The organism is Sulfitobacter sp. 1A13496 (genome assembly GCF_043557225.1).
Classification (GTDB): Bacteria; Pseudomonadota; Alphaproteobacteria; order Rhodobacterales; family Rhodobacteraceae; genus Sulfitobacter; species Sulfitobacter faviae.
On sequence record NZ_JBIFFP010000002.1, the window covers coordinates 70,426 to 88,290 of the forward strand.

General features: G+C 62.3%; 14 protein-coding genes. 10 read left to right on the plus strand and 4 right to left on the minus strand.

Going from position 1 to position 17,865, the window contains the following annotated elements:
* The first annotated feature begins 58 nt into the window (after nt 1-58).
* The 10 genes from cysQ to ACGYLX_RS07130 all read left to right on the plus strand — a co-directional run bounded on the left by cysQ (nt 59) and on the right by ACGYLX_RS07130 (nt 12,355).
* Nucleotides 59-856 (plus strand): 3'(2'),5'-bisphosphate nucleotidase CysQ, encoded by a 798-nt coding sequence (cysQ, locus tag ACGYLX_RS07085; RefSeq protein WP_394448226.1) that lies wholly within the window; start codon nt 59-61, stop codon nt 854-856.
* Entirely contained in the window at nt 856-1,656 is an 801-nt protein-coding gene (locus ACGYLX_RS07090) for a 3-deoxy-manno-octulosonate cytidylyltransferase (RefSeq protein ID WP_394448228.1), read from the plus strand. Before cysQ ends, ACGYLX_RS07090 begins: the two co-directional genes overlap by 1 nt.
* Nucleotides 1,653-2,930 (plus strand): glycosyltransferase family 2 protein, encoded by a 1,278-nt coding sequence (locus ACGYLX_RS07095; protein WP_394448230.1) that lies wholly within the window; start codon nt 1,653-1,655, stop codon nt 2,928-2,930. The genes ACGYLX_RS07090 and ACGYLX_RS07095 overlap by 4 nt, the downstream gene beginning before the upstream one ends.
* Nucleotides 2,931-2,991: 61 nt before the next feature.
* Entirely contained in the window at nt 2,992-3,885 is an 894-nt protein-coding gene (galU, locus tag ACGYLX_RS07100) for a UTP--glucose-1-phosphate uridylyltransferase GalU (RefSeq protein ID WP_394448232.1), read from the plus strand.
* A gap of 17 nt (nt 3,886-3,902) precedes the next feature.
* Entirely contained in the window at nt 3,903-5,105 is a 1,203-nt protein-coding gene (locus ACGYLX_RS07105) for a glycosyltransferase family 4 protein (protein ID WP_394448234.1), read from the plus strand.
* A 68-nt stretch (nt 5,106-5,173) separates the two neighbouring features.
* A complete protein-coding gene (locus ACGYLX_RS07110) occupies nt 5,174-6,160 on the plus strand; it encodes a glycosyltransferase family 2 protein (protein WP_394448236.1) in 987 nt (328 codons plus the stop codon).
* Nucleotides 6,157-7,854 (plus strand): beta-1,6-N-acetylglucosaminyltransferase, encoded by a 1,698-nt coding sequence (locus tag ACGYLX_RS07115; RefSeq protein WP_394448238.1) that lies wholly within the window; start codon nt 6,157-6,159, stop codon nt 7,852-7,854. Before ACGYLX_RS07110 ends, ACGYLX_RS07115 begins: the two co-directional genes overlap by 4 nt.
* A 3-nt stretch (nt 7,855-7,857) precedes the next feature.
* A complete protein-coding gene (locus ACGYLX_RS07120) occupies nt 7,858-9,285 on the plus strand; it encodes a nodulation protein NodH (RefSeq protein ID WP_394448240.1) in 1,428 nt (475 codons plus the stop codon).
* Nucleotides 9,286-9,369: 84 nt separating this feature from the next.
* On the plus strand, nt 9,370-10,026 hold the full coding sequence (locus tag ACGYLX_RS07125; RefSeq protein ID WP_394448242.1) for a YitT family protein: 657 nt from the start codon (nt 9,370-9,372) through the stop codon (nt 10,024-10,026).
* Between the two features lie 139 nt (nt 10,027-10,165).
* The gene (locus ACGYLX_RS07130; protein ID WP_394448244.1) at nt 10,166-12,355 is read left to right on the plus strand and encodes an NADP-dependent isocitrate dehydrogenase; all 2,190 of its coding nucleotides are present in this window, start codon (nt 10,166-10,168) and stop codon (nt 12,353-12,355) included.
* A gap of 106 nt (nt 12,356-12,461) precedes the next feature.
* Here the strand turns inward: ACGYLX_RS07130 and gyrB are convergent, their stop codons facing one another.
* From gyrB to dnaN, 4 genes are all read right to left on the minus strand, one after another.
* The gene (gene gyrB, locus ACGYLX_RS07135) at nt 12,462-14,876 is read right to left on the minus strand and encodes a DNA topoisomerase (ATP-hydrolyzing) subunit B (protein ID WP_394448245.1); all 2,415 of its coding nucleotides are present in this window, start codon (nt 14,874-14,876) and stop codon (nt 12,462-12,464) included.
* Between the two features lie 79 nt (nt 14,877-14,955).
* Nucleotides 14,956-15,576, minus strand: coding sequence for a LysE family translocator (locus tag ACGYLX_RS07140; RefSeq protein ID WP_394448247.1), 621 nt, complete (start codon nt 15,574-15,576; stop codon nt 14,956-14,958).
* Nucleotides 15,573-16,670 carry a DNA replication/repair protein RecF gene (recF, locus tag ACGYLX_RS07145; RefSeq protein WP_394448249.1) on the minus strand — a complete coding sequence of 366 codons (1,098 nt, stop codon included), beginning with the start codon at nt 16,668-16,670 and terminating at the stop codon, nt 15,573-15,575. The genes ACGYLX_RS07140 and recF overlap by 4 nt, the downstream gene beginning before the upstream one ends.
* A 59-nt stretch (nt 16,671-16,729) precedes the next feature.
* A complete protein-coding gene (gene dnaN / locus ACGYLX_RS07150) occupies nt 16,730-17,848 on the minus strand; it encodes a DNA polymerase III subunit beta (protein WP_394448251.1) in 1,119 nt (372 codons plus the stop codon).
* Nucleotides 17,849-17,865 lie beyond the last annotated feature (17 nt).

Below are 17,865 nucleotides of genomic sequence, written 5' to 3' on the forward strand. Positions count from 1 at the left end.
CACAGCATAAGGGAAACGGTTAATTGAAGCAACGACAGCCCGCAGGGCCGGAGGCAAAATGGATTACGAGAAACTGGTCGCGGAAATGCGGTGGCTGGCATTGGAAGCCGGGGACAAGATCATGGAGATCTACGGTCAGGACGATTTCGAGGTGAAATCGAAATCCGACGACAGCCCCGTCACCGCCGCCGACGAAGCCGCCGATGCGATCATTTCCGACGGGCTCCGCGCTGCCTTTCCCGATGTCATGCTGGTCACTGAAGAACAGGCCGCGACCCATACCGCCAAGGGCGATACCTTTCTCATCGTCGATCCGCTTGATGGCACCAAGGAATTCGTCCACCGCCGCGGGGATTTCACAGTGAACATCGCGCTGGTCGAAGGCGGCGTGCCGACGCGCGGTGTGGTCTATGCGCCTGCCAAATCCCGGATGTTCTTTACTCAAGCCGACGGTCAATCGGTTGAGGAGACGGGCGCATTTGCCAAAGGGCAGCTTGGCGAAACCAAGGCGATTTCAGTCTCTAACCCCGACAATGCGGCCCTGATGGTCGTCGCCTCCAAATCCCACCGCGATCAGGCGACCGATGATTACATCGGCAAATACGCTGTGCGCGACATGACCTCGGCGGGGTCGTCGCTGAAATTCTGTCTCGTCGCGACGGGAGAGGCCGATCTCTACCCGCGTTTGGGCCGCACGATGGAGTGGGACACTGCCGCAGGCCATGCGGTGCTGAACGGGGCAGGCGGCGCGGTGGTGCGCTTCGATGACCTCTCGCCCCTGACCTACGGCAAGGAAGACTTCGCCAACCCTTTCTTCATCGCCCATGCCCCGGGCGTTGAGTTGAAGGCGGGCTGATGTCTGTCCTGATCGTCATCCCCGCCCGCTATGCCTCCACCCGCTACCCCGGCAAGCCGCTGGTGGCGCTCACCGGGGCGTCGGGCCAGAAACAGACCCTGATCGAACGCAGTTGGCGGGCCGCCAGCGCGGTGTCGGGCGTCGACCGCGTGGTGGTGGCCACCGACGACGACCGCATTCGGGAGGCCGCCGAAGGCTTCGGTGCCGAGGTCGTGATGACCTCGGAAAGCTGCGCCAACGGCACCGAGCGCTGTGCCGAGGCCCATGCCGCATTGGGCGGGGGCTATGACATCGTGGTCAACCTGCAAGGTGACGCCCCGCTGACGCCGCATTGGTTTGTCGAAGGGCTGGTGCAGGGGTTGACAGACAACCCCGAGGCCGAGATCGCCACCCCGGTTCTGCGCTGCGACGGGGCCACGTTGAACAGTCTTCTGGCCGACCGGAAAGCGGGCCGCGTGGGCGGCACCACGGCGGTTTTCGGCGCCGATAATCAAGCGCTCTACTTCTCGAAAGAGGTCGTTCCCTATACCGGAAAGCCCTACGCAGAGACGGATATGACCCCGGTCTTCCACCATGTCGGCGTCTATGCCTACCGCCCCGATGCGCTGGCGCAATACCCAAGCTGGCCTGTCGGCCCCTTGGAGCAGTTGGAAGGGTTGGAGCAGTTGCGTTTTCTTGAAAATGGCCGCGCCGTGCTCTGTGCAGAGGTCGAGGCCAAGGGGCGCGAGTTTTGGGAGTTGAACAACCCCGAAGACGTGCCGAAGCTCGAAGCTATGATGGCGAAAATGGGTCTGGAATGACCGCCACCCCCGTCAGTGCCACGCTCGAAAGCGGCGTGCCTGTCAGCATCGTGATCGTCAGCCGGAATCGGCCCGAAGCATTGCGGCGCTGCCTGACGGGGGTGGAACAGCTTCAATATACCCCTTTCGAAGTCATCATCGTGGCCGATCCTGCCGGGATTGCCGTGGCCCGTGCCATGCATTTCGCCGGGGCGTTGAAACTGGTCCCTTTCGACAGGCCGAATATCTCCGCCGCGCGCAACCTTGGGATTGCCGAAGCCGCGGGGGAGGTCGTAGCCTTTATCGACGACGATGCTGTGCCCGAGCCGCTATGGCTGCGCCACCTGCTGGCACCTGCCCAACAGCCCGAAGTCGCGGCAATGACCGGTTTCGTCCGAGGGCGCAACGGCATCTCGTTCCAATATCGTGCGCGCCAATTGAATGGTGTCGGAGAGCCGGAAACGCTCGATGTCGACCCTGAAACTCCGAGCATCCTGCACCCTCCGCCCGGGGGGGCAATCAAGACCGAAGGCACTAATATGGCCTTTCGGCGCGATGTCTTGGTGGAAATGGCCGGCTTTGACCCAGCCTTTCACTACTATCTTGATGAGACCGATCTGAATATGCGGCTGGCGCGAGCGGGCCATGCCACGGCAATCGTGCCACTGGCCGAGGTCCACCACGGTTTCGCCGCCAACGCCATGCGAAGCGCCAACCGCGTGCCGCGCGATCTTTTCGATATCGGGGCGAGTTGGGCCGTGTTTCATCGCAAACATCTGCCTGCGCAGGACCGTGCCGCTCATTGGGCGCATCTGCGCGCCCAAGAGCGCCGCCGTCTGCTGCGCCATCTGGTAAGCGGCGGGTTAGAGCCACGTGATGTGCCAAGGTTGCTGCGCAGGTTGGATGATGGCCACGCCGAAGGGGTGGAACGCCCCATCGCCAGCGTCACCCTGCCTGAGAAGGCCGACAGCGCTTTCCGCCCTTTCCCCGCCCGCGCACGGCGCAGCGTCGCCATGTTCACCCGGCCCATAAAACTGGCACAAGACCGGGCAAAGGCCGCAAAACGGGCGCTAGCTGGGGAGATCGTGACCCTCATCAATCTTTCGCCGACGGCGCTTTATCATCGCGTTGCCTTTGATCCGACCCACGCTATTTGGCTGCAAACAGGTGGAATATACGGAAGGTCCACGCGAGATGACGCGGTTTTTCGCTTAACTCGGCGCTTTGATCGGCAGCAAAGGGAAGTTAAGCGAGTTGCCAGACAGCGCGGTTTCGGCGATGATCATCGCCGGTAGGAAGACGCAGGTAAATTGACCGTGGCGTTCTGTATATTTCGAATAAGTTGTAAGGATTAAAATGCGCAAGAAGGTTACAAAAGCGATTTTCCCCGTTGCAGGCATGGGGACACGCTTTCTGCCCGCCACCAAATCGGTGCCGAAAGAGATTATGACCCTCGTCGACCGGCCCTTGGTTCAATATGCAATCGATGAGGCGCGCGCCGCCGGGATCAAAGAGTTCATCTTCGTAACCTCACGCGGCAAAGGCGCGCTGGAAGATTACTTCGATCACGCGCCGCAGCTTGAGCAGGAGTTGCGCAAAAAGGGCAAGACCGAGCTTCTGGAGACGCTGCAAAGCACCAATATGGACAGCGGCGCAATCGCCTATATTCGCCAGCACAAGGCGCTGGGCTTGGGCCATGCAGTCTGGTGCGCGCGCCGTTTGATCGGCAATGAGCCCTTTGCCGTTATGCTGCCGGATGACGTGATCGCGGCGGAAAAACCTTGTCTTCAACAGATGGTCGAGGCCTATGAAGAAACCGGCGGCAGCATGGTCGCTGCGATGGAGGTGGAACCTTCCCGCACGTCCTCTTACGGCATTCTCGATACCAGCGAAGAGCGCGGTGATCGTGTGAAGGTCAATGGCATGGTTGAAAAGCCTGCTGTCGACGAAGCACCATCGAACCTCGCGGTGATCGGGCGCTATATTCTGGCGCCGACTGTTTTAAAGAACCTGAATAAGCTGAAATCCGGCTCGGGCGGTGAAATTCAATTGACCGATGCGATCGCGCAAGAGATCGAGCAAGGCCGCGATGTCTATGGCTTCCGTTTCCGCGGTCAGCGGTTCGATTGCGGCTCTAAAGCGGGCTTTCTGCAAGCGACCGTGGCCTTCGGCCTTGCCCGTGAAGAATTGCGCGACGATCTTTCGACCTATCTGCAAAGCATCTCGCAAGTCGACCGCGCGGCGCAGTAGGGGCAAGAAGCGGGCCTTTGCAGAAGCAATCTCCCCCCGCGCGGCTGTTGGACCTGACGCGCAGCTTGCGTCGGGTTGGGCGGGGCGCGACGGGGGTGGATCGGGTCGAACTGGCCTATCTCTCACATCTTTTGACAGAGGACGCGCCGCTTTTTGGAGTGGCGCGCACTGCTTTGGGCTATGTCCTGCTGGACCATGACGGGATGCGAGGCTTTCACGATCGGCTTGCGGGCCGCGTTCCTTGGGGGCGGACGGATCTGCTTTCGCGCCTGCCGCGGGGGCGTGCCGTGGCGCTTAGCCGGGCAGAGAGCGACTTGCGGCGTTTGGCGGTCGCGCGCTGCGTTCCGGCCGGGTTGCCCGCGATGCTCGCCCGGCATCTGCCGCCGGGATTTGCCTATCTGAATGTCGGGCACAGCAATCTGACGGATCGGGTTCTGGGCGCCGTGAAACAGGCGCGGGGGCGAAGTGCCGTTCTGATCCATGACGTGATCCCATTGGAATATCCCGCCTATCAACGCCCCGGCACTGTCGCGCCGTTTCGGGCCAAGATCGACCGGGTGAGCGCGCAGGCCGATCTGGTGATTTACAACTCACAAGACACGCGGCAGCGCAGCGAGGCGCAGATGCGCGGGCGGATTCCGCTTGCCGTCGTCGCGCATCTGGGCGTCGATCTGCCCGCGCCCGATGCTGGCGAGCTGCCTGTGGGGCTTCCGCCAGAGCGTCCCTATTTCGTCGTTGTCGGTACGATCGAGCCGCGCAAGAACCACGGGTTTTTGCTGGACCTGTGGCAAAAGATGGGGCCTGATGCGCCGCTCTTGTTGATCTGCGGGGCGCGGGGGTGGAACAACAGCGCGGTTTTCGACCGGCTCGTCCGGCTGCCAGAAAACGGCCCTGTGCAGGAGCTCGCGAACCTTAGCGACACAGGATTGGCGGCCTTGGTGCAGGGGGCGGCGGGGATGCTCTTCCCCAGCCATGCAGAGGGGTTTGGCCTGCCCCCGGCAGAGGCACTGAGCCTTGGAACGCGTGTTTTATGCAACGATTTGCCGGTCTTGCATGAGGTCTTGGGCGACAAAGCCGTTTACGCGCCCCTGAGCGAACCCTATTCATGGATCAGAACAATCGAAGAATGGGCCGCATCTGTGCCAGACCCGCGCCCTGCGACGACTTTTATCGCGCCAACATGGGCCGAACACTTCAAGACCGTGTTAAAGTCGACGTGATAGCGCGGTAGAGGGGTGGTCAGACGCGATAGGTAAGGGGCGGTTTGGGCTTAATTCAGTCATATCGGTTGCGGCTGCAACGCAAGCGCTGGCGCATCCGCGCCTTCCGCAAGCGGCGCGAGTTGACCTCTGTGGCGAACCGGACGGCGCAGATCAAAGCTGACGATATTCTGCTGTTCTGCACGCAGCGCAACGAAGCGATCCGGCTGCCCTATTTCCTGAAATACTACCGCGAGATGGGCGTCGGGCATTTCTTCTTTGTCGACAATGACAGCGACGATGGCGCGCTCGACTATCTGGCCAAGCAACCCGATGTGTCGGTCTGGAGCGCCAAGGCCAGCTACAAACGCGCGCGCTTCGGCGTAGACTGGCTAAACTGGCTGCAAATGAAATACGCCCATGGCCATTGGGCGTTGACGGTCGATCCCGATGAGTTTCTGGTCTACCCTTTTTGCGACACGCGACCCCTGAGGGCGCTGACCGATTGGCTCGATGCGTCGTCGATCAAGAGTTTTTCGGCGATGCTGCTGGATATGTACCCCAAAGGGCGGCTTGACGAAGAACCTTACCACGCGGGTCAAAATCCAATCGATATTGCCGCATGGTTCGACAGTGGCAACTACACCATTTCGCGCAATCGGCGGTTTGGGAACCTGTGGATACAGGGCGGGCCACGGGCGCGGGTGTTCTTCCCCGACGTGCCCGCAAAAGCGCCCGCGCTGAACAAGGTGCCGCTGGTCAAATGGGATCGGCGCTATGCCTATGTCAGCTCGACCCATATGCTGCTGCCGCGCGGGCTTAATCAGGTCTATGACGAATGGGGCGGAGAGAAAGCCTCGGGCGTCCTCTTGCACGCCAAGTTCCTCGACACCTTCGGGGCCAAAGCGGCGGAAGAGTTGCAGCGTAGCGAGCATTACGCGGCTTCGGTTGAATACAAAGCTTATGCCGAACAGCTGAAAGACGACCCGCAGCTTTGGTGCAAATGGTCGGAACGCTACATCAATTGGCGGCAGCTTGAGATCCTCGGCCTCATGTCCAAGGGGAACTGGGCATGAGCGTCGGGATCGTCATGTTGGTGCACAACGCTTTTGACCGGGCCGAGCAGGTCGCGCGGCATTGGGCGGCAGCGGGCTGTCCGGTGGTGATCCATATCGACAAGGCGGTGCCCCGGCGGGCGCATGATGCCTTTGTGGCGGCGCTGTCGGATCTCAAGGATGTCTGCTTTAGCCCGCGCAAACGCTGCGAATGGGGCACTTGGGGGATCGTTGCCGCCTCTCAGGGGGCGGCGGAGATGATGCTCTCGCGCTTTCCCAAGGTGCGCCATGTCTATCTGGCCTCCGGCTCTTGCCTGCCGCTGCGCCCGGTGCAGGAGTTGATCGACTATCTTGAGGACCGCCCCCAGATCGATTTCATCGAAAGCGCCACTACGGCGGATGTACCTTGGACCGTGGGCGGGCTGGATGCAGAGCGGTTTACCCTGCGCTTCCCCTTTTCATGGCGGCGCAACCGCTATCTGTTTGACCGCGCGGTCGAGGTGCAGCGCCTGCTGCGGTTGAAACGTCGGATGCCGCGCGGGATCGTGCCGCATATGGGCTCGCAATGGTGGTGCCTGACCCGGCGCACCCTGTCGGCGATCCTGCAAGACCCCGACCGGCCCACCTATGACAGGTTCTTTCGCCATGTTTGGATCCCGGACGAAAGCTATTTCCAGACCCTTGCACGGCTCTATTCCAGCAAGATCGAAAGCCGATCGCTGACCCTGTCTAAGTTCGATTTTCAGGGCAAGCCGCATATCTTTTACGACGATCACCTCCAGCTTTTGCGCCGCTCTGATTGTTTCGTAGCACGCAAGATTTGGCCCCATGCCGACAGGCTCTATGAAGCTTTCCTAACCGACCCTGCCGGCGCGATGAAAAAGACCGAGCCGAACCCCGGCAAGATCGACCGCATCTTTGCCAAGGCGGTGGAGCGGCGCACCCGGGGCCGTGCGGGGCTTTATATGCAAAGTCGTTTTCCAAACGAGGATTGGGAGAATGGCGTCACCGCCGCGCCCTATTCGGTGTTTCAAGGCTTTACCGAGATTTTCGAGGATTTCGAACATTGGCTCAGCCGGGCCAGCGGGGCGCGTGTGCATGGGCATCTCTTTGCGCCCGACCGGGTGCATTTCGCGGGCGGGGAAACCGCGCTGAACGGTGCCTTGTCGGACAACCCGGTGCTGCGCGATCACAATGCCAGCGCGTTCCTGACCAATCTGATCTGGAACACCCGGGGCGAGCGTCAGTGCTTTCAGTTCGGCCCGATGGACAATCAAGACATCAACTGGCGTGTGGCCAAAGACCCGAATGCGCATATTTCGGTCATCACCGGCGCTTGGGCGGTGCCTCTGTTCCGTTCGAACCTTGATTTCGCCGATATCCGCCGTCTGGCTGCCAAGCTGCAAAAGACGGAAAGCACGCATTTGGATGTGCTGAATTCGCCCTATACCAAGGCGCGTGTGCGGGTCTGGACCATGGCCGATTTCATCGAAGCGCCGATGGAGCCTTTGCAAGATATCCTTGACGAAATTGGCCGCCCCCGTCTGCGCCGCCTGTCAGAGGCGCCGCGCATGGTTGATCTGAACGGCTTCGGCCAGTTCCTTCAGAACCTCAAGAACCAAGGCATGCACCCCTATCTGGTCGGCGATTTTTCGGTCGCCCAAGGGGGCAGCGCCGATGCCAAACCTTCCCCCAAACCCTATCTGGTGAAATAATCCATGCGCGACAAATTCGACAGTTTCGTGGTCTTCGCCGAGATGCGGACCGGGTCCAACTTCCTAGAGGCGAACCTGAACGCCTTTGCCGGGATCGCCTGTCATGGGGAGGCGTTCAACCCTTTCTTCATGGGGTATCCCAAAAGCGAGCCCATCCTTGGCGTTGATCAGGCCACACGGGACGAAAACCCCACAAAGCTGCTGGCGGCGATCCGGGGACAGCAGGATGCTTTGGGCGGTTTCCGCTATTTCCACGACCACGATCCGCGTGTCTTTGATGAGATCGTCGAGGATCAGCGCTGCGCTAAGATCGTGCTCACGCGCAACCCGGTCGACAGCTATGTCAGTTGGAAGATCGCGCAGGCCACGGGGCAGTGGAAACTGACCGATATGAAGGCGCAGAAGGTGGCGCAGGCCGTCTTCGATGCAGATGAGTTCAGCGCCCATTTGGATGCCCTTCAGCAGTTCCAGATCACGCTGCTGAACCGTTTGCAAACCTCCGGCCAAACGGCATTTTATGTAGCTTACGAAGACCTGCAAAGCGTTGAGGTGATGAACGGGCTTGCGCGCTATCTTGGCGTGGATGAGCAGTTGGAGGGGCTGGACAAGAACCTTAAGAAACAGAACCCCAGCCCGATCTCGGCCAAGGTCAGCAACTATGACGAGATGCTGGAGGCGCTGGCGCGGCTCGATCGTTTCGATCTGACCCGCACCCCCAATTTTGAGCCACGGCGCGGGCCGAACGTGCCCTCTTATGTGGCGGCGGCGACCAGCGGCTTGATCTATCTGCCGATTAAATCCGGCCCGCAGGATCAGGTGCTGGACTGGCTCGCCGCCCTCGATGGCGTTCCGCGTGAGGCGCTGCGCGCTAAGATGTCGCAAAAAGAGCTGCGGCAGTGGAAACGCAAAATGCGGGGGCATCGCGGCTTTACCGTGCTGCGCCATCCCGCCCTGCGCGCGCATGATGCCTTTTGCCGCCATATTCTGACCACGGGGGAGGGCAGTTACCGCCAGCTGCGTAACACGCTGATGCGGCGCTACAAGGTGCCGCTGCCAAAGGATGGCCCCGACGCCGAATATGATCGAGACGCGCATCGCGCAGCCTTTGTCGCCTTCCTCAAGTTTCTCAAAGGCAATCTGGCCGGGCAAACTTCGATCCGGGTGGATGCTGCATGGTGTTCTCAGGCCCAAGCCATTGCGGGGTTCGGGGCGTTCTGCCTGCCCGACCGCATCCTCCGCGAAGAGGAATTGGCCAGCGAACTCCCCGCTTTGGCTGCGGGTCAAGGCCATGCCACCGTCCCTGCCGTGCCCCAGATGGTGGAACCCGGCCCCTTCACGCTCGGCGATATCTATGACGATGAGATCGAGGTCCTGACGGCGGAAGCCTATCAGAAGGATTATATGACCTTCGGCTTTTCGCGCTGGCGGTGAGGGGCGCAGGCTAGATTGACCTTGCCGGTTCTGACGTAAACTGGAACAACAGGGCATCTTGAGCATCCCGCCAAAGGTCGCGCCGTGAGTTTCCTGTCTGTCACCTCTGTTCCCCGGCTGCGGTGGAGTTCGCCCAAAGCCTTCACGCTCAGACCGCCATTGGCCTCGATGGTGTTTCTGGTTCTGGGACTGGTGACGTTTGGCTTGGGCGAGGCGCTTTTGGTCACGGCGGGCGTCGGCGTCAGCCCTTGGACCGTCTTCGCCGAAGGGTTGACCCGCATCACGGGGTGGAGCCTCGGCTTTGCGACCTTCCTGATCAGCGCCGTGGTTCTTTTGCTTTGGATCCCGCTGATGCAGACGCCCGGCATCGGCACCATTCTGAACGCGGTGATCGTGGCGCTGGTGCTGGAATATGCGCTGCCGATCCTGCCCCACTTCGACAGCTATCTGGCGAATGCGATGCTGGCGCTGACCGGTGTCTTCGTGACCGGCTTTGGCGGGGCGATCTACCTTGTCGCAAACCTTGGCCCCGGGCCGCGGGACGGGTTGATGACGGGGCTGCAACGGGTCACTGGCAAACCCATCGCGCTGGTGCGTATGAGCATCGAGTTATCGGTCGTCGTGGTCGGCTGGGCCTTGGGCGGGACCTTGGGCCTCGGCACGCTGCTTTTCGCGGTGGGGATCGGTCCGGCCATGGCGATTGGGATGCAGATTTTGCAACTGCGCAGCGTGACCCGCTAAGCGGCGGCGCTGCAAAAGGCTGAAATCCGCTCCTTCAGCGCATTTTCCCGAAACGACCCCACCGCATACTGCGGTATACCGTCGACCTTCGCCGCCTCTTCCGCTATCAGGGCAGCAAATGCAGCAATTTGGAGCAATCATGTCCGATATCATCTATACCAAAGTTGACGAAGCGCCGGAGCAGGCCTCTGCCTCGCTGTTGCCGATCATCAAAAAGTTCGCCGAAGCCGCTGGTGTGAGCGTCGGCACGAAAGACATCAGCCTTGCAGGCCGTATCCTCGCGACCTTCCCTGAGCACCTGACCGAAGCGCAGCGCCAGTCCGACGATCTGGCCGAACTGGGCCGGCTGGTGAAGACGCCCGAGGCCAATGTCATCAAGCTGCCGAACATCTCTGCCTCCGTGCCGCAGCTGGTCGCCGCGATCAAAGAGCTTCAGGCCCAAGGCTACGCGCTGCCTGACTACCCCGAAGAGCCAAGCACAGACGAAGAAAAAGCCGTGCGCGCCAAATATGACGGCATCAAAGGCTCCGCCGTGAACCCGGTCCTGCGCGAAGGCAACTCCGACCGCCGTGCGGCCAAAGCCGTCAAGAGTTTTGCCCAGTCCAACCCGCACCGCATGGGGGACTGGACCGCCGACAGCAAGACGCATGTGTCGTCCATGTCGGGCGATGATTTCTTCTCTAACGAAGTTTCGGCCACGCTTGATGCTGCGACTGGCGCCAAGATCGTGCTGGAAACCGCGGACGGGGAAAAGGTGCTGAAAGAGGGGCTTGAGTATCCCGCCGGCACCGTGGTCGACGCGACCTTCATGAGCGCCGCGGCGCTGAAAGACTTCCTCAACACCCAGATCGAAAAGACTAAGGAAGACGGCATTCTCTTCTCGCTGCACCTCAAGGCCACTATGATGAAGGTCTCCGACCCGATCCTCTTTGGTCACGCGGTCAAAGCCTACCTTGCGCCGGTGTTCGAAAAGCATGGCGCAAAGCTCAAGGAGCTGGGCGTCAACCCCAACTCCGGCCTCGGCGATCTGCTGGAGCGCGTGAAGGGCGAGAGCGAGATCATGGCCGACATCGACGCCTGCATGGAAGAGCGTCCGCCGATGTACATGGTCGATTCCGACAAGGGCATCACCAACCTGCATGTCTCCTCGGACGTGATCATCGACGCCTCCATGCCCGCGCTCATTCGCGCTGGCGGCAAGGGCTGGGGCCCGGACGGCAAAGAGCATGACGCGAACTGCGTGATCCCCGACAACTCCTATGCGCCGGTCTATGACGAGGCGATCAGCTTCTTCAAAGAGAACGGCAAGCTTGATCCCGCGACCGCAGGCACGGTGCAGAACATCGGCCTGATGGCGCAGAAGGCCGAGGAATACGGCTCGCACCCCACCACCTTTGAGTTGGCCGAGGCTGGCACCGTGAAGATGATCCTCGACGACGGCACCGTGCTGCACCAGCACAAGGTTGAGGCCGGTGACATCTGGCGCTCTTCGTCCGCCCGCAAGGCACCGATCGAGGATTGGGTGAACCTCGCCATCTCGCGCCAGAAGGCCGAGGGCTGCCGCGCGATCTTCTGGCTCGACGCAAACCGCGCCCATGACGCCGAGCTGATCTCCTATGTGAAGCCCATCCTTGAGGCACAGGGCGTGGCCGACAAGTTCGAGATCATGGCCCCCCGCGAAGCCACCCGCGCCTCGCTTGAGACCATCACCAAGGGCGAGAACACCATCGCGATCACCGGCAACGTGCTGCGCGACTACCTGACCGACCTCTTCCCGATTTTGGAACTGGCGACCTCGGCCAAGATGCTGTCCATCGTGAAGCTGATGAACGGCGGCGGCTTGTTCGAGACCGGCGCGGGCGGCTCTGCCCCCAAACACGTTCAGCAGTTGATGGAGCAGAACCACCTGCGGTGGGACAGCCTCGGCGAATTCTGCGCCCTTGGCGAGAGCCTGAAGTTCCTCGCCGATGCCCGCGGCAACGACAAGGCGCGCGTGTTGGGCGATGCCGTGGAAACCGCGACGCAGGGCATCCTCGACCACGGTCGTTCCCCTTCGCGCAAGGTGGGTGAGCCCGACAACCGCGACAGCCACTATTGGTTCGCGCGCTACTGGGCCGAAGCCGTCGCCGCGCAGAGCGATGACGCGGAGCTCGCCGCAGAGTTCGCGCCCATCGCCAAGGAACTGGCCGCCAAGGAAGCCGACATCCTGTCCGAGCTTGCCGCGGCCCAAGGCGCGGCTGTCGATCTGGGCGGCTACTACCACACCGACGCGGAGAAAACCGCCCGCGTGATGCGCCCCTCCGAGACGCTGAACGGCATCATCGGGTAACTCGCCTGATATAAAAAAATCCGCCGCGTCGCTGTTTAAGCGGCGCGGCGGATTATCGTTTTAAGACCTGGCAGCGGCGCTGGCGCTTTGCGGGCGCCTACACCGCTCAGAAATCCAAATTCTCCACGCTCAGCGCGTTCTGCTGGATGAACTCGCGGCGCGGCTCGACCACGTCGCCCATCAGCTTGGTGAAGAGATCGTCGGCCTCCGCCATATCCTCTACGCGGACCTGCAGCAGTGTGCGTGCGTCGGGGTCGAGGGTGGTTTCCCACAGCTGGTCGGGGTTCATCTCGCCCAGACCCTTGTAGCGCTGCAGCGACAGGCCTTTCTCGCCCTCGGCAAGGATCGCGTTGAGCAGGTCCATGGGGCCATAGATCATCTGGCTGCGGTCCTTGCGGATCAGCTTGGCGGGTTGGTCGTAGACCTCCTGCAGGTGCCGGGTGAAGCTGCCGGATTTCTTCGCCTCGCCTGAGCGCAGCATGCGGCCGTCGAGGGTGCGCACCTCCTCCACGCCGCGCAGGATGCGGGCGAGGCGGATGCCGTGGTCTTGGGTGATGCGGCCCTGCCAGCCGCGCTCATATTCCAACGCGATCAGGTTCAAACGGTCGGCGACCTTGTCGGCCACGCCCTGCAGGTCGCTGTCCACCGCGCCCTCGACAAAGGCACCGGCGATGGCGGCCTGTTCGAGGATGTGGCGCGGGTAATGGGTGGGGAAGGCCTCCAGCACGCGGCGCAATTGGCGGGCCATGTCGACCACGCGGGTGAGGTCCTGACCGGTGATCTCTTCGCCATTGCCCTGACGCAGCATGGCGCCGTCAACGCCCTGTTGGATCAGGTATTCCTCCATCGCGGCCTCGTCCTTGAGGTAGACCTCGGATTTGCCGCGCGACACTTTGTAAAGCGGCGGCTGCGCGATGTAGAGATGGCCGTTCTCGATAAGCTCGGGCATCTGGCGGTAGAAGAAGGTCAGCAAGAGTGTGCGGATATGCGCGCCGTCGACGTCGGCGTCGGTCATGATGACGATCTTGTGGTAGCGCAGCTTGTCGATGTTGAACTCGTCGCGCCCGATCCCGGTGCCGAGCGCCATGACGAGGTTGCCGATCTCTTGGCTGCCCAGCATCCGGTCGAAACGCGCGCGTTCCACGTTGAGGATCTTACCCTTGAGCGGCAGGATCGCCTGCGTCTGTCGGTCGCGCCCGGTCTGGGCCGAGCCGCCCGCGCTGTCCCCCTCGACGAGGAAGACTTCGGTCTTGGCCGGGTCTTTCTCCGAGCAATCCTTGAGCTTGCCGGCGAGGAAGTTGACGTCCATCGCCGTTTTACGCCGGGTCAACTCGCGCGCCTTGCGGGCCGCCTCGCGGGCCTGTGCGGCCTCCACGATCTTGCCGACGATCTGCTTGGCCTCGTTCGGGTTCTCTTCGAACCATTCGGCGAGGCGTTCGTTCATCAGACCCTCGACAGCCGGGCGCACCTCGGAGGAAACCAGCTTGTCCTTGGTTTGGGAAGAGAATTTCGGATCGGGCACTTTCACCGAGAGCACGCAGGTCAGCCCCTCACGGGCGTCGTCGCCGGTGAAGCTGATCTTTTCTTTCTTGGCGATGCCGCTGGTCTGGGCATAGGCGTTGATCGTGCGCGTCAGCGCGCCGCGGAAGCCCGCCATATGGGTGCCGCCGTCACGCTGCGGGATGTTGTTGGTAAAAGGCAGCACGTTCTCATGGTAGCTGTCGTTCCACCACATCGCGACCTCGATGCCGATGTCGTCCCGCTCGCCGGTGATGAAGATCGGATCGTCCATGACCGCATGCTTGTGCCGGTCGAGGTATTTGACGAATTCCTTCACGCCGCCTTCGTAGTAAAGCTCGGTCCGCAGCGGCTCCACGGGGCGCTCGTCCTTCAGAATGATCCGCACGCCGGAGTTCAGGAAGGCCAGTTCACGCAGGCGCTTTTCCAGCGTCTCGAAACTGTATTCGAGGTTGGAGAATGTCTCGGTCGAGGCCATGAAGCGGACCTCGGTGCCGGTGCGATCCGTCTCGCCCACGACTTCAAGGTGTTTGGTGGTGAAGCCGCCCTCAAAACGCGCGACATGTTCCTTGCCTTCGCGCCAGATGCGCAGTTCCAGCCAATCCGACAACGCGTTCACGACCGAGACGCCGACGCCGTGCAGGCCCCCGGAGACCTTGTAGGAGTTGCTGTCGAATTTGCCGCCCGCGTGCAGCTGGGTCATGATGACCTCGGCAGCCGAGACGCCTTCTTCCTCGTGAATGCCCACGGGGATGCCGCGACCGTTGTCGCTGACCGATACGCTGGAATCCGCGTGGATCGTGACCGTCACCGCGTCGGCGTGACCGGCCAGCGCCTCGTCGATGCCGTTGTCCACGACCTCATACACCATATGGTGCAGGCCCGAGCCATCATCGGTGTCCCCGATATACATGCCGGGGCGTTTGCGAACGGCCTCCAACCCTTTGAGAACCTTGATGGAATCGGCACCGTATTCCTGTGGTGTCAGATCAGTGTCGGACATGCGGAAAAAACCCTTATCGTTTGCCCGATTTATAGTGTTTTCGACCGGCATTGTCACGCGAATGACACAAGATTTTGTGTCAGGCGAAGGGGATGATCAGGCCCACGAAAACCAGCATCGCGCCGGAGATCAGATTGATCCGTCGCAGGGTGCGCGGGGCGGTCAGAAAGCCGCGCAGATGGCCGACCAGCAGCGCGATCACGAGGTTGCCGACAAGCGGCACGATGACCGAGGCGGCGAGGATCAGCCCGATGTCGGGGGCGGTGACCGCGCGCAGGTCGAAAAAGCCGGGCAGCACGCCCATGTAGAACAGCACCGCCTTGGGATTGCCGAGGATCGCGATGAGCCCGGCGATGAAACCGGGCCACATGCCGGGGCGGGTGAGGCGGCTGTCGGTGTCGATCTTCGCGCCCGCCTGCCGGATCAGGCTCAACCCCATGGCGATGAACACCAGTGCAGCGGTCCAGCGCAGCACCTCCATAAGCGTGTCGAAGGCCGAGACGATCCAAGTAATCCCCAGCACCGCCACCAGTGGCCAGAGCATGTCGCCGATCGCGACACCGAGCGCCAGCGGCCACGCCGCTTGAAACCCGCCCGAGAGTGCCCGGGCCATCATCGCCAGCCAGACCGGGCCGGGGGTGAGAAACAGGATCAGCAGCGCGCCGCAGTAAAGAAGCAGGTCGGTGGGCGAGAGCGTCATGGCTGACGCACCACTTGCGACAGGCCCTCATCCTCGGTCACTTCCACATATTGCGCGCGGTCCCCAAGGCTGTCGAAAAGCTCCGGCCCCGTGCCGGTCATCCAAGCCTGCGCGCCGAGCGCCGTGATCTCGTCGTAAAGCGCCGCACGGCGGCCCGCGTCGAGATGCGCGGCCACCTCGTCCAGCAGCAGGATCGGCGGCGCGCCGAAATCGGCGGCGATGGCGCGGGCATTGGCGAGGATGAGCGAGACCAGCAGCGCCTTCTGCTCCCCGGTGGAGCAATCCCGCGCGGCGATGCCCTTGGCGGCATAGGTGCCTTCCAGATCGGCGCGGTGAGGGCCGATCAAAGTTCGCCCGGCGGCGACATCGCGCATCCGGTTGTCCGACAGCGCCCGGCGCAGCCCCTCGGCACTGTCGGGTATGTCGTTTTGCAGCATCAGCGTGGCGATGGGGAAGGCGGTCTGCGCCTCCTCCTGCGCACTCGCGAGGGCCGTGAGGGCCTGTTGCCGATTGGCATGGATCTGCGCCCCGGTCTCGGCCATGCGGTCTTCGAGGGCGGCGTACCACGCAGGCTCGCGCACCATGTCCTTGAGCAGGCGGTTGCGCTCGCGCATGGCTTTCTCGTAGCTAAGCGACAGTTCGGCGTGATCGGGCAGCATCGACAGGGTCACCCGGTCGAGAAAGCGTCGACGCCCCTCGGCGCCTTCGGTCCAGAGCCGATCCATCGCGGGAATGAGCCAGAGCACGCGGGCAATGCGGCCAAGCGCTGTCTGGGCCGCAGCCTTGCCGTCGATCTTGGTCTGCCGGGCGGCGCCGCCTTCGGACCAGATCTCGACCTCGTGCAGCACGCTTGGGCCGTGCAAGACCCCGGTGATCTTCCATCCCAGAGCCTCGGGGCGGCGGGTCATGTCTTGCGCGCTGCTGCGCCGCAGCCCGCGTCCGGGCGATAGGAGCGAGATCGCCTCGATCACATTGGTCTTGCCCGCGCCGTTGGGGCCGTAGAGCGCCACGGGGCGCGCGTCGACGTCGATCACCGCGCGTTTGTGCGAGCGGAAATGCGAGAGGCCGAGATCGGAAAGATACAGCTGCGCCATTCAGACCCCGTTTTCTTTCAAAGAAAACGGCGCGGAAATTTTGAAAATTTCCGCCAGCGTCACACGCGCATCGGCATGACTACATAGACCGCCGAGGTATCGGTGCCCTCGCGCATCAGGGTCGGATCGCCCGAGGAGTTGAACAGGAAGACGGCGTTTTCGCGGTCCACCTGGCTCGCGATCTCCAGCAGGTATTTCGCGTTGAAGCCGATCTCGAGCCGCTCGTCGCCATAGGCCACGGCCAGTTCTTCCTCCGCCGCACCGCTGTCCGGCGCGTTGACCGACAGCACCAGACGGTCTTCGTCGAGTTGCAGTTTCACGGCGCGGGAGCGCTCGGACGAGACGGTCGCCACACGGTCCACCGCGCGGGCAAAATCGGCAGCGTCAACTTCCATCTTGCGGGTGTTCCCCTGCGGAATCACGCGGGTGTAGTCGGGGAAGGTACCGTCGATGACCTTCGAGGTCAGGGTGATGGCGGGGGTCGCGAAACGGATCTTGGTCTCGGACACGGATACCGCGATTTCCATCTCGTCATCGTCGAGCAGTTTGCGCAGCTCGCCCACGGTCTTGCGCGGCACGATCACGCCGGGCATTTCAGACGCGCCCTCGGGCATCTCGGCGTCGATGCGTGCCAGCCGGTGACCGTCGGTCGCCACGCAGCGCAGGGCCTTGCCGCCCTCGGCATCCGCCACATGCAGGTAGACCCCGTTGAGGTAATAGCGCGTCTCCTCGGTGGAGATGGCGAATTTCGACTTGTCGAACAGGCGGCGCAGCACCGGGGCCGGGGCCGAGAAGTTCGAGGCGTACTCGGAGGACGCCATGATCGGGAAATCCTCGCGCGGCAGGGTGGCCAGCGAGAAGTTAGAGCGGCCCGCTTCGACCGTCAGGCGGCCAGCGGCGCTGTCGGCGGTGAGGCTGATCAGCGCGCCGTCGGGCAGCTTGCGCACGATCTCATGCAGCAGCGTGGCCGAGACGGTGGTGGCGCCTGCGCGTTCCACTTGGGCGGCGACCTTGTCGACCACCTCGATATCCAGATCGGTGGCGCGGAAGGAGACATCGCTGCCCTCGGCCTCGATCAGTACGTTGGCGAGGATCGGAATGGTATTGCGGCGCTCGACCACGGATTGGGCTTGCGAAACGGCTTTGAGCAGTGCCGCGCGTTCGATGCTGAATTTCATATGCCTTCTCCCATACC